Source organism: Nonomuraea terrae, from assembly GCF_044465245.1.
Taxonomy (GTDB): Bacteria; Actinomycetota; Actinomycetes; order Streptosporangiales; family Streptosporangiaceae; genus Nonomuraea; species Nonomuraea terrae.
Window position 1 is genome coordinate 262,840 of record NZ_JBITLL010000003.1, and the last position, 13,176, is coordinate 276,015.

The 13,176-nt window shown below is 69.9% G+C and carries 18 protein-coding genes; 6 read left to right on the top strand and 12 right to left on the bottom strand.

All coding sequences use genetic code 11. From position 1 onward, the window contains the following. Positions 1-930: a GNAT family N-acetyltransferase gene (locus ACIBP6_RS13705; protein WP_397051955.1), complete on the bottom strand. Its 930-nt coding sequence runs from the start codon at positions 928-930 to the stop codon at positions 1-3. A 142-nt stretch (positions 931-1,072) separates the two neighbouring features. On the opposite strand from ACIBP6_RS13705, the gene ACIBP6_RS13710 reads away from it, so the two are divergent. Beyond that, the gene (locus tag ACIBP6_RS13710) at positions 1,073-1,618 is read left to right on the top strand and encodes a TetR/AcrR family transcriptional regulator (RefSeq protein ID WP_397051957.1); all 546 of its coding nucleotides are present in this window, start codon (positions 1,073-1,075) and stop codon (positions 1,616-1,618) included. 104 nt (positions 1,619-1,722) lie between these two features. Next, positions 1,723-2,154: an ATP-binding protein gene (locus ACIBP6_RS13715; protein WP_132608878.1), complete on the top strand. Its 432-nt coding sequence runs from the start codon at positions 1,723-1,725 to the stop codon at positions 2,152-2,154. Positions 2,155-2,219: 65 nt separating this feature from the next. Here ACIBP6_RS13715 and ACIBP6_RS13720 read toward each other — a convergent pair whose 3' ends face one another. Beyond that, complete coding sequence (locus ACIBP6_RS13720) at positions 2,220-2,798, bottom strand: TetR/AcrR family transcriptional regulator (RefSeq protein ID WP_397051959.1); 579 nt, start codon at positions 2,796-2,798, stop codon at positions 2,220-2,222. A gap of 177 nt (positions 2,799-2,975) precedes the next feature. Between ACIBP6_RS13720 and ACIBP6_RS13725 the strand changes: the two genes are divergently transcribed. Further along, a complete protein-coding gene (locus ACIBP6_RS13725; protein WP_397051961.1) occupies positions 2,976-3,725 on the top strand; it encodes an SDR family NAD(P)-dependent oxidoreductase in 750 nt (249 codons plus the stop codon). A gap of 117 nt (positions 3,726-3,842) precedes the next feature. On the opposite strand, the gene ACIBP6_RS13730 is transcribed toward ACIBP6_RS13725, so the two are convergent. The 5 genes from ACIBP6_RS13730 to ACIBP6_RS13750 form a co-directional block, all read right to left on the bottom strand. Further along, positions 3,843-4,616 carry an MBL fold metallo-hydrolase gene (locus tag ACIBP6_RS13730; protein WP_397051963.1) on the bottom strand — a complete coding sequence of 258 codons (774 nt, stop codon included), beginning with the start codon at positions 4,614-4,616 and terminating at the stop codon, positions 3,843-3,845. Positions 4,617-4,620: 4 nt separating this feature from the next. Then, positions 4,621-5,829 (bottom strand): NAD(P)/FAD-dependent oxidoreductase, encoded by a 1,209-nt coding sequence (locus ACIBP6_RS13735; RefSeq protein WP_397051965.1) that lies wholly within the window; start codon positions 5,827-5,829, stop codon positions 4,621-4,623. Continuing rightward, the gene (locus ACIBP6_RS13740; protein ID WP_132608877.1) at positions 5,826-6,017 is read right to left on the bottom strand and encodes a ferredoxin; all 192 of its coding nucleotides are present in this window, start codon (positions 6,015-6,017) and stop codon (positions 5,826-5,828) included. The genes ACIBP6_RS13735 and ACIBP6_RS13740 overlap by 4 nt, the downstream gene beginning before the upstream one ends. Positions 6,018-6,069: 52 nt before the next feature. Continuing rightward, entirely contained in the window at positions 6,070-6,990 is a 921-nt protein-coding gene (locus tag ACIBP6_RS13745; RefSeq protein ID WP_397051967.1) for a pyridoxamine 5'-phosphate oxidase family protein, read from the bottom strand. Between the two features lie 66 nt (positions 6,991-7,056). Beyond that, positions 7,057-7,518, bottom strand: coding sequence for a VOC family protein (locus tag ACIBP6_RS13750; protein ID WP_397051969.1), 462 nt, complete (start codon positions 7,516-7,518; stop codon positions 7,057-7,059). Between the two features lie 148 nt (positions 7,519-7,666). Here ACIBP6_RS13750 and ACIBP6_RS13755 point away from each other — a divergent pair, with 148 nt between their 5' ends. Then, complete coding sequence (locus ACIBP6_RS13755) at positions 7,667-8,239, top strand: CGNR zinc finger domain-containing protein (RefSeq protein ID WP_397051971.1); 573 nt, start codon at positions 7,667-7,669, stop codon at positions 8,237-8,239. A 430-nt stretch (positions 8,240-8,669) separates the two neighbouring features. On the opposite strand, the gene ACIBP6_RS13760 is transcribed toward ACIBP6_RS13755, so the two are convergent. The 3 genes from ACIBP6_RS13760 to ACIBP6_RS13770 all read right to left on the bottom strand — a co-directional run bounded on the left by ACIBP6_RS13760 (position 8,670) and on the right by ACIBP6_RS13770 (position 10,624). Beyond that, positions 8,670-9,077 (bottom strand): ester cyclase, encoded by a 408-nt coding sequence (locus tag ACIBP6_RS13760; protein WP_397051973.1) that lies wholly within the window; start codon positions 9,075-9,077, stop codon positions 8,670-8,672. A 54-nt stretch (positions 9,078-9,131) separates the two neighbouring features. Next, positions 9,132-9,755 carry a riboflavin synthase gene (locus ACIBP6_RS13765; RefSeq protein WP_397051975.1) on the bottom strand — a complete coding sequence of 208 codons (624 nt, stop codon included), beginning with the start codon at positions 9,753-9,755 and terminating at the stop codon, positions 9,132-9,134. Between the two features lie 143 nt (positions 9,756-9,898). Further along, positions 9,899-10,624 carry a hypothetical protein gene (locus tag ACIBP6_RS13770; protein WP_397051977.1) on the bottom strand — a complete coding sequence of 242 codons (726 nt, stop codon included), beginning with the start codon at positions 10,622-10,624 and terminating at the stop codon, positions 9,899-9,901. A 334-nt stretch (positions 10,625-10,958) separates the two neighbouring features. Between ACIBP6_RS13770 and ACIBP6_RS13775 the strand changes: the two genes are divergently transcribed. Both ACIBP6_RS13775 and ACIBP6_RS13780 read left to right on the top strand, forming a co-directional pair. Beyond that, positions 10,959-11,417 carry an aldo/keto reductase gene (locus ACIBP6_RS13775; RefSeq protein ID WP_397051979.1) on the top strand — a complete coding sequence of 153 codons (459 nt, stop codon included), beginning with the start codon at positions 10,959-10,961 and terminating at the stop codon, positions 11,415-11,417. 63 nt (positions 11,418-11,480) lie between these two features. Beyond that, positions 11,481-11,819 (top strand): aldo/keto reductase, encoded by a 339-nt coding sequence (locus ACIBP6_RS13780; protein WP_397053388.1) that lies wholly within the window; start codon positions 11,481-11,483, stop codon positions 11,817-11,819. A gap of 76 nt (positions 11,820-11,895) precedes the next feature. Here the strand turns inward: ACIBP6_RS13780 and ACIBP6_RS13785 are convergent, their stop codons facing one another. Next, positions 11,896-12,483: a CGNR zinc finger domain-containing protein gene (locus ACIBP6_RS13785; RefSeq protein ID WP_397051980.1), complete on the bottom strand. Its 588-nt coding sequence runs from the start codon at positions 12,481-12,483 to the stop codon at positions 11,896-11,898. A gap of 232 nt (positions 12,484-12,715) precedes the next feature. Beyond that, positions 12,716-13,129 (bottom strand): hypothetical protein, encoded by a 414-nt coding sequence (locus ACIBP6_RS13790; protein ID WP_397051982.1) that lies wholly within the window; start codon positions 13,127-13,129, stop codon positions 12,716-12,718. Positions 13,130-13,176: the final 47 nt, after the last annotated feature.

Below are 13,176 nucleotides of genomic sequence, written 5' to 3' on the forward strand. Positions count from 1 at the left end.
TCAGATGCGGCGCTGCCAGACGTCGATGGACAGCACGCGCCGCATCCCCGCCGACTCGTACAGGCCGACCGCGGGGGTGGCGTTGGCCGAGTCGACGTGCAGGATCGTGCCCCTGCGGCCCCGGGCCGCGTCGGCGGCGAAGGCGTGCCGCAGCAGGAACCGCCCGAGCCCCCTGCCCCGGAAGTCCGGCAGCACGGCCAGCGCGGCCACGTAGCCGCACTTCTCGTCGTCGGCGAACTGGTCGTTGCCGATGATCACGCCCGCGGGACGGCCGTCGATCCTGGCCAGCGTGAGCTGGCTCCAGTCGTTCTTGCTCATCGCCTGCCTGCGGGCGTGCCACTGCTCGTACGTGGTCGGCACGAAGCCGAAGTGGTCGGCGAACCCCTCCTGGTGCACCCGGTAGCCCTCGCGCCGCACGTCCTCGTCGTCGCCGCTGTCCACGGTGAGACCGGCCGGCGGCTCCGGCGGCAGGGCGGCGCCGTGGTGGTCGATGCGCATGCGGTGGAAGCTGGTGCCGGGCTCGAAGCCGTGCTCGGCGGCCATGGCCCGCTTGGCGTCGTCGGTGGCGTAGACGTCGATGTGGACGGTGACGCAGTCGTGGCCGCGCTCGGCGGCCAGCTCGCGGGCGCGGCCGAGCACGCGCCCCCACAGGTCGCCGGCCGGCCCCTCGGCTCCGGGGCGGACGACCACCTCGGCCTCGACCAGGTCGCTGTCGCCGACGGCGAGCGTGCGGGCCCAGCCGTCGAGCCGGCCGTCCTCGCCGTACGCCAGCCAGCCGTCCTTGTCGGGGTCGAAGCCGGGCGCGGCCAGCTCGTCGGCGACGTCGTCCAGGGTCAGGTCGGGGGCGCCGACGACCGCGGTGTCATAGGCCGCGACGAGTTCGTGGATGGCCGCGGCGTCGTCGGGGCGCGGCCGGCTGATGCGATGCATGGTGGGATTGTCCAGAAAAACCCATGCCATTGCCTCCGGTTTTCCGGCCGGCCCGCCCGCCGTGTGGTCACGGGCGTTTACCTGCCGACCGGTAAGCATAGAATGGGATGAATCACTAACGGTCTCGACGAACAGGTGCACAGTGCGGGAAGACACGCGAACCCGGATCCAGCAGATCGCACTGAGGCTCTTCACCGAACAGGGATATGAAGCGACCTCGCTCCGGGAGATCGCCGAGGAGCTCGGCGTGACGAAGGCCGCACTTTACTATCACTTCAAGACCAAGGACGACATCGTGGCCAGCCTGGTCGAGTTGCGCCTCGCCGAGGTGCGGGAGCTGCTCGACTGGGCGCGCGGCCGGCCGAAGACGCCGGAGATGCGGCGGGAGCTGCTCGACCGCTACGCCCGCAACCTCAAGGAGTCGCGCCATCCGCAGGTGCTCGGTTTCCTGGAGCGCAACCAGACCGCGCTGCGCGACCACCCGACGGTCACCCGGATGCGCGAGACCGTCCTCGCGCTCACCGCGGAGATGAACGAGCCGGGCGCCACGCCGACCGAGCGCATCAGCCGCTCGCTGGCGTTGTTCGCGCTGCACGCGGGCAAGTGGATGACGCCGATGGACGACCTCGGCGAGGACGAGATCGACAAGGCCTCGATGGAGGTCGCCACCCGGCTGCTGGAGCCGTGACGCTGCGTGATGCGGAGCTTTCTGACACCAGGCCTTGACCAGATGATTGGGACAGGCCATCACGGGCAGAAGGCAGACACGCATCCGATAGGCGAGGAGGCCCAGTGGAGGCTACGATAGCGCTCCGCCTGCCCAGGGATGCGGCGAGCGTCCCGATGATCAGGCAGATGCTGGACGGCACGTTGCGCTCGCTCGGCGTCGAGCCGCAGATCCGCGATGACATCGAGCTCATGCTCACCGAGGCGTGCTCCAACGTGATCAAACACGCGGGCCCCAGCGATGACTACACCGTCAGCGCGTCGGTGCACGACCACCTGTGCGTCATCAAGGTGGTCGACACGGGCAACGGTTTCGACCCCCGTAAGGTGCTCGAGGCCGAGGAGGGCAACGAGCACGGGCGCGGTCTGCAGATCATGCGGGCGCTCGCCGACGACATCCGGTTCACCAACAGACGCGAGCACGGTGCCGTGGTCTGCCTGGAGAAGCACCTGCGCTACGCGCCGGGTGCGGCAGGCCGGCACCTCATGGCGACCTAGGCCCCGCCCCCAAGGGGCCTGGACCAGCCGGGGCCTGTACGCGGTCGGATCTTCCGCCGGCGCGGTCAGGCCCCTGCCGCCTGGTCGATCAGCTCCTTGACGAGCGACACGGCGACCTGTGCGGCCCGGTCGCCGCCCGGATGTGCCGCCGCCGTGTGCAGCCCTTCGACGATCAGCCAGATCCGCTCCGTCAGGAGGACGGGGTCGGCGACGTTCAGCTCGGCGACGAGGCTCTCGATCCGTTCCCGGGTGTCGAGCAGGTACGCCGTCGCGATGCGGCCGGGCAAATCGTCGTGGTCGGCCACCTCCGCCAGGTAGTTGCGGAAGGGGCAGCCTCGGTAGCCGGGCGACTGCACACTCAGGGCCGTCGCCTCCATGAAGGCGATCAACCGGGCCGAGGGGTCGTCTCCGGCGCGCCGGCCGGCTTCCTCCCACCGGCGCAGAAAAGCCTGTCGCTCGCGCTCCAGGTACGTCGCGACCAGCTCGGTCTTGCTGGAGAACTCGCGGTAGAGCAGGTTCTTGCCGCACTCCGCGTGGTCGATGATCTGCTGCATCCCCACCGCCTGCACGCCGTGGTCGTAGAACAGCGTGGCGGCGGTGTCGAGAATCCGCTCGCGTGTGCCGGGCGCCGGCTTACGTGCCACCTCTGATCACCTCCTGCGCCCATGCTAGCGGACCGATCAGTCCGACACGTTTTGACTTCGCGGCGAGCCCCGGTCCATGATGGGACCGATCGGTCCCGGACCGATCGGTCCGCTCAGATCGTGCGGACATCGACGACGCCGCCACCACGCGTGCCGGCGGAACCGACGGGAGAACACATGTCCGGAGTGCTCGTGGGCAAGACCGCCGTGATCACCGGAGGGTCCACCGGAATCGGCCTGGCCACCGCCCGCCGTTTCCTCAAGGAAGGCGCCTCGGTCGTCATCGCCGGCCGGCGCCGGGCCGAGCTCGACCAGGCCGTCGCGGACCTGGGAGGCGACGTCGTCGCCGTCCAGGCGGACGTGTCCAAGGCCGACGACCTCGACCATCTCTACGCCCGCGTGGGCGAGACGCGGGGACGCATCGACGTGCTCTTCGCGAACGCCTCGATCGCCCAGCCGCAAGGCCTGGACGCCGTCACCGAGGACCTCGTCGACCGCCACCTCGACATCAACGTCAAGGGGCTGATCCTCACCGTCTCCAAAGCCCTCCCGCTCATCCCCGACGGTGGCTCGATCATCGTCACGTCCTCCGCCGACGGGGTGAAGGGCGGTCCTGGCCGCAGCGTTTACTCGGCGACCAAGGCGGCGGGGCGCAATTTCGTCCGTTCGTGGCTCCAGGAGCTCGCCGGCCGGCGCATCCGGGTCAACGCGGTCAGCCCCGGTTACACGGAGACCCCGGGCCTGGCGAACCTCGCCGGAGACCTGAAGGTGTCCGAGTTCTACGGCCGGCTCGCGGCGCAGATGCCGGCCGGCCGCAACATCCAGCCGGACGAGGTCGCCGCCGCCGTCACCTTCCTGGCGTCGGACGACGCCGGCGGCATCAACGGCATCGACCTCGCGGTCGACGGCGGATTCGCTCAAACCTGACAGGCCGCTTCGTTCAGGCGGATGAGACGTCTGGCCGGATCGGACGCCTGGGAACCGGAAGCGGTGGTCACCGCGCCGCCGGCAGTGGCTCCCGCCGGAACCGGCCCGCAGCAGACGTCAGAAGGTCGCGGAATCGCCGGGACGCAGGTCGACGAGCACACCGGGCAAACCTGCTTCCGCGAAGGCTCGTACCACGTCGTCCGCGCCCTGGGTGAGGTGCGCCCAGCCGTCCTGGTGCGCCGGGACGACCGCGCGAGCGCCGAGCAGGGCCGCCGCCCTGGCGGCCAGATCCGCCGTCAAGGTGAGGAACACGTCACCACGCACCGCGATCTTGGCCGCGCCGACGTTCAGGACCGCGACCTCGATCGCGGGGAACCGTTCCGCGACAACGGCTACGACATCCAACGAGGCGTTGTCGCCGCTGATGTAGACGGTGGGCCGGCCTTCGGCCTCCAGCACGAAGCCGACCACCGGGCCGTTGCCCAGACCCACCTCCGGTGAGCCGTGCAGCGCCGGCACCGCGGTGACGCGCGCGTCACCGACCTCGGCGTGTTCGAACGGCCGGAGCCCCGTCGCGGGTGACCCGAGGCGAGCCGCTCCCGCCGCCGTCGTGAACACCCGCGGCGCCTGCCGTGTGTATGCGCGCCCGGAAACGTCAAAATTGTCGATGTGGTGATCGTGGGAGACCAGCACCACGTCGACCGGACCCAGCTCCTCCGGGGTGGCGACCGGGCCGGCCAGTTTGGTCGCGGTGACCGGACCGTTCCGATAGCTCCCCGGCCCGTCGAAGGTCGGGTCCACCACATACCGCCGGCCCGCGTAGTCGATGACGGTCGTCGGCCCGCCGATGGCCCGTACGGTCACCTCGTTCACGTTCTTCTCCCTGTTCATGCGGTCATTCATGGGTGCGGCATGCGTCGCGTTCCAGCTGGCGCCGGTAGGCGGTGAGCCTGCCGGTACGGCCGACGGTCAGGGCTCCGACGAGCTTTCCCGCTCGGTGGTAGCCGACCTCCAGATGCCGGCCCGCGAGGTCGTGCTCGTGGACGCGCACCTCGTCCGCCAAGGCGGGCAGGCCCACCGACCGGATCCGGGCGTCGTGCAGATCGGACCAGAAGGTGGGGACGCCGGTGAACGGGCGAGGATCGTCCGGCTTCAGCAAGGTGTGCGCGGCCGCGGTGCCCTGCTCCACGGCGTTGGACCAGTGGCCGAGGACGATCGGAGCGCCACCGGCGAGGCGGTGGGGTACACGGGCGACATCACCGGCTGCGACCACGCCCGGCACGACGGCTCCGTCGGCGGTCAGGGCGCGCAAGTGGATGTCACAGCGCACGCCGTCGCCGATGTCGAGGCCGGAGCCGGCCAGCCAGGCGGTGGCGGGTGCCGCACCGAGCGCCAGGACGGCCACGTCCGCGGGCAGCTCGCTGTCGTCGGACAGGCGGACGCCGGTGAGACGTCCACCGGTGGCACGGAACTCCGCCACCGTGGTGCCGGTACGCAGGTCGATGCCCGCCCCGCGGTGCAGCTCGGCCACGTACGCGCCGGGGCCCGCTCCGATGGCCCGTTCGAGGGGCTGACCGGCGGCCTCGACGAGGGTGACGTCGACGCCGCGCGCACGGGCCGCGGCCGCGATCTCACCGCCGAGGAAGCCCGCGCCGACGACGACGAGCTTGTGCCCCGGGAGGAGTTCGGCCCGCAGCCTCAGTGCGTCGTCCCTGGTCCGGAGGGTGAGGACGCCTCTTTCCGGAAGCCTGCGCGGGTCGTGCCAGCCACGGGCCGTCGAGCCGGTCGCGATGAGCACGCCGTCGTAGGCCAGGCGGGTGCCGTCGCCGAGGGTGACCGTCCTCCTCCGTGTGTCGAGGTGGACGGCCGGCCGGCCGAGCTCCCATCGCGCGTCGAGCCCGTCCGGCATCGGCAAGGCGTTGTCCGGTACCAGGTCCGCCGTCAGTGTCCGTTTGGACAGCGGCGGCCGGTCGTAGGGGAAATGGGGTTCTTCCCCCACGATGGTGAGGCTGCCGGTGAAGCCGTCGGCGCGCAGGGCCTGCGCGGCCCGCAGGCCGGCGAGCGAAGCTCCGACGATCACCAGCCGCCCGGTCGTCGCGCTCACCGGGCGCTGATGGTGATGGCGCGGACGGGACAGCTCGCCACGGCCTTCTCCACCTTGTCGCGCAGGGCGTCGGGAGGGGCGGCGTCGTACACGAGGTAGTCCTCGTCGTCGAAGGAGAAGACTTCGGGCGCGGCGAAGACGCACTGTCCGTGGCTTTCGCAGACGTTCATGTCCACGGTGATCTGCACTGGGTGGCTCCATCACGGGGTCGAGAGGGACGGCGCGTCGAGGCGGGAGCGCTCAGCGCACCGGCGGGTTGAATCGGGAGTAGCCGGGGGCGCTCCATCGCAGGGGGCTCGCGGCGGAGATCTCCCGCACCGCTTCGATCGAGAACTCCACCAGGCGTTGAGCTCCGGGGATCCGCGCGGTCCGCGCCTGATCCCACAGTGTGCGGGCCGTTCCCGTGAGGTGCAGGGCGGAACCCGTTTCCCAGCCTGGGAAAACGATGCCGGCGGCGGGGTTGAGAGCCAGGTTGCCCAGCGTCAGGAACATGGCGTTCCCCACGTAGTCGGGCCAGCGGAGCAAGGTGGGAGAGAGCACCTGGACGAAGCCGGGGTTACCGCCCCGGTGTGAGGCGTCCGCGTCTCCACGGTCGGACGTGGTGGCGATGAAGAAGGTGTCCGCCGCGCGAACGGTCTGCTGCTGGGCGACGCTGAGTGCCGCGCCGTCGGTGACGGTGCGGGTGGGAGCCGGTTCGGCGTCGAACTCGAGGAAGCGATAGTTCCGCTTCTGCAGGTACTTGGGGCAGTTCGCGATGACCTGATCGATGTCGACGCGCAGGCCACCGTGCCCGGTGACGGCGCGGCCGTTGACGCGCATCCGGCGCCGGGTGGCGGGTTCGACAGCGATCATGCCCACCTGGACGGATCGCCGATGTCCGGCCAGGACGTCTGCAAGGGGGTCACCGGGCAGCGGAAGCGCGTCGACGGTGAGGACCCGGGGTGTGGGCGTGCGGAGGAACCCCGGCGGGCCGGTCAGCTGACTCGCCCAGACCCGGCCCGTGGCGTCCCCCCCGCCGACCACGATCATCGGCTGCTCGGCGAGGAACGCCGCGGCCACCTCCGGTATGGCCTCACCGATACCGCCGAGGGAGAAGCGCGCCTGGTCGCTGAGCTCGGCACGGTCCTGTACCGCGATTTCCCCGCTGTGGTAGGTGGCCACGGCGATCCTCTCTTCCGTCAGTCGTGCGGCCGCGTGGCCGCTGATCTCTTCAAAAAACCGGATCTTTTAGAAGAATCCGCAGGTCGGAGCGCCGGAGACGGGAGCAGCGGCAGGGTCCGCGCCGGTGGGCGCGTAGATCTCCAGGCGGGTGCCGTCGGGGTCGGTGAAGTAGATGCCTCCGGAGACGCCGTTCTCGCCGTGCGGGACCACGCCGTCGTAGGCGAACTCGGCGCCCAGGCCGCGCACCACTTCCGCTGCCGCATTGACCTCCTCGATGGTGTCGACCTGGAACGACAGGTGGTGCAGGCCCGGGGTGTTCGCGCTGAACGTGCCCTCGCTCTGCTGCCACAGGGTGACCAGCAGGTGGTCGTCCCTTCCGAGGAAGGCCCAGCGGCGGTCGCTCTCGGTGCCTTCGGCCATGACCTCGAAGTCGAAGACCTGGCGGTAGAAGGCGAGCGAGCGGTCGAGATCGGTGACATTCAGACCGACGTGCCCGGTCACCAGCTTCTTGATCGTGCTCAAAGTCATCACATGTCCTTGGTCGAGGCCGCGAGGCGCTCTCGCAACCATTGAAAGTGACTTTAGGGGTTAGGTTTGCGGCCGTCAACCTGTGATCTCCAGATGACCGGTTAGAATGGACGCGTCAGTGCAGTACAGCCCCTGGAGGACCAGCCCCGTGGCGCCGAACACCACAGCGGACCCCCGGCCTCTCACCGGTGAGCCGCTCTCGATCGACCTGCTCAACACTCGGTGGATCGACGCCGCCGGCCGTCATGACCTGCTGGACAGCGTCGATGGGCTAGCGGTCTGGCTCGGCTCCGCCCCGGTGCGCCAAGCCTTGGGCGGCATGGTCGCTTCCGTCGACGAAGACACGCGTGCGCGGTTGCTGCAGGCGAGGACGGCCCTGGACGGCCTCGTCCGCACCGTGCCCGCCTTCACCGACGATGCGCTCCAGGCGGCGAACGCCGTGCTCGCTCACGGCCGGATCCGCCGTTCGCTGCGACCGAGCGGCCCGGCCACCGACGTGCAGGTCGATCTGCCGTCCTGGGGGCCGGCGTGGGTGGCGCTCGAGGACTTTCTCCGGCTGCTCGCCGATCGGCCCGAACGCATCAGGCACTGCGCGAACGCGGAATGTGTCCTGCACTTCTACGACGTGTCGAAAAACGGCACGCGTCGCTGGTGCTCCATGGCCGGCTGCGGCAACCGCGCCAAGGCCATGCGTCACTACGAACGCACCAGCCGCGGCTGATCAGGGGCCACCGGTGCCGCTCCGCAGGGCCGGACGCCGGAGCCGGGGTCAACGCCGCCTCCGTAGGCGAGGCCCGCGCACCGACCGCACGCTGATCAGCGCATCCGGGCCCCTGACAGGCGTGTACCTCATGGCGCGACGGCCGCCGAAGAGGTGGATCGCATCCTCGGCGACCGTGGCGGGCGGGGCTGGGACCGGCCGGGCCGAGTGGCGGTGTCGCCCCCGCTCCACGGTGAATGGCCCACCACAGGAATGCCGTTGTGGTGGGCCACCGCGGTGACAGGATCCTTCGCCGGTTCCGGTGGATCGGCTCCCGGTCGGACACCGCGCCTGCGGTATCAGCTCGAATCCGAGACCACTGAGCGGATATGGCGGCGTGCGTGGCCGGCGCCACCCGTCCTGACCGTGATCAGAGGCCGGAGCGCAGCCGTCAACCGGTGATCTGGCGCTGCAGCTGGAAGAGCTCCTCGACGTGCCGCATCTCGGTGATCCTGCCGTTGACGACGCGCATGATGTCGATGCCGGCGAAGGAGACGGAGCGGCCCGTGGCCGGGGTGCCGAACCAGTCGCCGGTGTGCGTACCTGTCATGCGCCATTGGGTGACCGACCAGCCCCCGGGCTCGCTGTAGTAGACCACCTCGTGGCGCGTACCGGTGAAGGCGTCACGGACGGCGGCGACCAGCATGCGCATGCCCTCGACGGGAGAGGCCGCGGCGAGGATCGGGTTGTGGTCGACCAGGTCGGCGGACAGGACCTCATCAAGGGCTGCGACGTCCCCTGTGTCGAACATCGTGTACAGGCGCGTGACGACGGCACGCTGTTCAGTGATCGCGTTCATGGATTCGTCCTGACGGGTTGGAGTGCTCGGAGAAGAACGGAGTGCCTCGGCCGATCAGCTGCCCGCACCATCGGCCGGGAACGCCTCGGATCCGGGAGTGAGGAGCCGCTCGACGTACTTCGCGATGACGTCGACTTCGAGGTTGACCGGGTCACCAGGCCCCTTGATGCCCAGCGTGGTCAGGGCGAGGGTGGTGGGGATGAGACTGACGGTGAAGAAGTCCGGCCCGGCATCGACGACCGTGAGGCTTACGCCGTCGACGGTGATCGAACCCTTTTCGACGACGTAGCGGGCCACCGAGGCGGGCAGCGAGATCTTGACGACCTCCCAGTTGTCGGAGATCTTGCGCTCCACGATCGTGCCCGTGGCGTCCACATGGCCCTGGACGATGTGACCGCCGAGGCGGTCGCCGACGGCCACGGGCCGCTCCAGGTTGACCCGGGAGCCGGGCCGCAACGCGCCGAGACTGGAGCGTTCCAGGGTCTCGGCCATCACGTCGGCGGTGAACTCGCCGTCGCCGAGGTCGACGACGGTGAGGCAGACGCCGTTGACGGCGATCGAATCGCCGTGTTCGGCGCCTTCGGTGACGACGGGGCCGCGCAGCCGGAAGCGGGAGGAGTCGTTGAGCTTCTCGACGGCGGTGACCTCACCCAGCTCTTCGACGATGCCGGTGAACACTTCAAGCTCCTTCAAGGTTGTCGCAGGTGGTGGTGGCTCGGGGAGCCGTGCCGCGCTCCCGGCCCGGCGGGCCGTGCTCGATGTTCGGCCAGGCGGGCCCTCAGCGCTGCGCGCGGGCGGCCGAGCCGTGGACGCGCCGTCCGTCACTCGAACGTGACGTCTTCCATGTCGATGGACACGATCAGCGGCTCTTCCATCACGTTGCCGTCCTCACCGATCAGGTGGACGCGGCGCCTGGTCGGAACCATGATCCCATCGAATTCCCGGTGTTCCGAGGAGTAGTGCGCCGCCGGGCCGGCGTTGGCGCCGAGCACTTCGGTCACGTAGTCGTGCCGTCGGATGAGCCCGTCACCGTCGATGTAGTACGTCTGTTCCTTGCTGTGGGTGGCGATGTGGTCGGGGAAGACCACCTTCAACCGGCGCCAGGTCTGACCGTCTCCCCGCCATGGCTCCAGCTCTTCAGCCTGGAAACCCGGCATCGCGAACGAGAACGGCTCGGTCAGGTAGGTCCACATCGCGTACCCGGTGAAGTAGGCCAGGTGCAGCCTGTCCCACGGCGTGTCGAGGTCGTGTCCGGCGAACGCGTCGCGGGGATCACGCCGCTCCTCGACCACGTCCCCGGCGTCGGTCTCGACGGCGACGCGGTCGGCGGCGAAGGAGCTGCGCAGCCCCGGTCCGCCGAACGGGGACTGACGGACGAACCGGCGGTGGATGTCGACGTGTGTGATCACGTCCTTCATGACACCGCCCTGTCCCTTCAGCGCCCACAGCCCACCACCGGTGAGGTGGTGCGCCTTGACGGACGTGAACGCGTTCCACCGGTCCAGTCCGCCGTGCGCGGCGATCACACGATCTATGAGCTCATTCATGGCAAGTCGTCCCTTCGCTCTCGAGAGCAATATGACCGGTCGTCTCATCGCTGTCAAACTGCCGTCCGCTCGCGCACGACCAGGAGGAGCTGGCGGCGGAGCAGGACGTGGCGCGTCATGCCGGCGAGGAACGCCGCTGGCACACGCGTGGCGGCGGTCAGCGCGCCTCCGCCGTGAGGCCGGCGCATCCGGCGGGCGGCCATGACACAACGCGCCCGGAATAATATGACCAGTCGTCTTGGAATCAAACATGGTCTATGGCCGATAGAGCTTTACGAACTCGATCACTCGTGATAGGCACGTAATCGGCGAAGCACCAAAGACCATTACGGCCTTGCAAGACCAGGAGAACCAGCGACATGAGTCACCTCATCCTCACGGCCGTAGGCGGCGACCTCGGCGAGACCGTCTCTCTCAGCAACGACTCCCCCCGACCGGCGACGATCTGCTCATCGCCGTCGAAGCCGCCCCCGTCAACAACGCCGACGTGCTCTTCGCCGCCGGCTGGTTCGGCGTCTACCCGGATGTCCCCGCCGCGCTCGGCGCCGAGGGCGTGGGGCGCGTGATCGAGGCGGGCCCCCAGGATGTGCCGATCGAGGAGACGATCGGCGCGCTCGGTGAACTGGTCACGGCGGGTTACGTCCGGGCCATCGGCCTGTCGGAGGTCAGCGCCGGCACACTGCGCCGGGCCACGCCATCCATCCCGTCGCCGACGTGCAGATCGAGTACTCCCTCTGCTCCCGCGGCATGGAGCGGGAGATCCTCCCGGCACGGGAACTGGGCGTCACCGTGACAGCCTACGGACCTCTGTCGCGGGCTGCTCTCCGGCCACTGGTCCGAGGCACGACAGCGGCGGCTGTCCCCCGAGGACTTCCGCAACGCGCTGCCCCGCTTCCAGGGGGCCGACCTGCCCCACAACCTCACGCTCGTCGACGCGCCCCGCCGGACGGCGACGGCGTACGGCGTCACCGTGGCCCAACTGGCCGTCGCGTGGGTCGCCGCGCAGGGCCCGGACATCGTCCCGCTCGTCGGGGCGCGCACCAGGCGCCGGCTGGCGGACGTTCTGGGTGGCACGGCGGGCGACCTCGATCCGGGCGCGTTCGCCGCCGCCGAACAGGCCGTATCACTTGGCGCGGTGGCCGGCGACCGCTCCATGGCACCGCTTCTCGCCCTTCTCGACAGCGAACGGCCGTGAGGCCGGCCACCCCGGGCCCTTCACCGGCGAGGAGCTGACAACCGCCCGGGGTCTCGCGGCCGCCTGAGTCGGGGCGTCACGACACCGGCTTGGCGGCAGTTCGCGACGTGCTCTTGCGTGCCCGGTACGCGGCCACGTTCGCACGGTTGCCGCACAGGTCGTAGGAGTGCCAGCGCTGCGTACGACTGCGGGTGGCGTCATAGAACACGGCCCGGCACCGTTCGTTCCCGCAGACCCGGATACGCGACCAGGTGTCGTCCTGAACGAGTCGCGCCACGACCGCGGCGATCCGGCCGACCAGCGGGTGGCCTGTCACCTGCCGCAGTGCCACCTCGCCGCCGGAGAACACGTGCCGGAAGGTCACGCTCTCCACCGTGGCGGTAACCGCCTCCCATCCCCGGGCGGTGTGCTCCTCGTCAGCCCCCTCGACAACCGTCATGAGGGCGGAGCGCAGTGCCCGGACGGCGTCGAGCTGCTCGTCCGACACCTGCTCCCCGCCGGACAGACCGAACGGCCCGAGAATCCGCCACGCCGACTCCGGATCGTCCAGCGTGTCCGGCAACACGGGCGTCGCGTGCGGGCGGGAGTTGAGCAGCGCGACAAGCGCCGGCGCCCCGGCTGGAACCCGCACCCCCGTCCTGCCCTCGGTCTCTGCACCGGACATGCGCCACCACTCCAAGCAACATGGGCTATCATCTAAAGATCATTACGAATGCACGTCCATGGTACTCGGGTGAGCATCCATCGCCTAGGCGAATGACGCGCATCGCCGACGAAGACCCGCGGCGACGCACGACGAACTCGAACTGCCGCCGCCTGCTGGGGATCAGGCCTCGCTCCCCGCCGTCCAGGCTCGGGCACTGAGCGCGGGCGAATCCCTCCGTCCTCCGCTCCGTTCAGGCCTCGGTACGCGTGCGGCGCTCCGCCGTCACCGGGAGGTGGAGCCTGGAGCGGTGGGAACCCGCGCCGCTCCTTCCCTGTCCGCTCCCGCGTCCGGCCGGGCGGGCGCCCCCGAGCGTCAGCCGCCGGCGTACCAGGGGGACGTTCCCGCTCAGGTCCGCCCGCAGGCGGTCGGGCACGGTGTCCCCGCTGAGCTTCAGCGGCAGCCGGGGCTCCCCCTGTGACAGGCGCTGCGATCGGCGCTGTGATCGGCGCCGGGTCAGCCGGAGCCACAGCGGGTGCCAGCGGACCAGCGTGGCCGCTGTAGCGAGCAGTGCGGCCATCGTGACGGCCGAGATGAGCAGCACGGCGAGGACCACGAGGATGGCGACGATCATCAGCGAGGCGATCGTGCCGAGCACTGTCAACATTCAGCGCAAGATGCCCGCCACCCAGCTTTTTATGCCAATAAATGGGG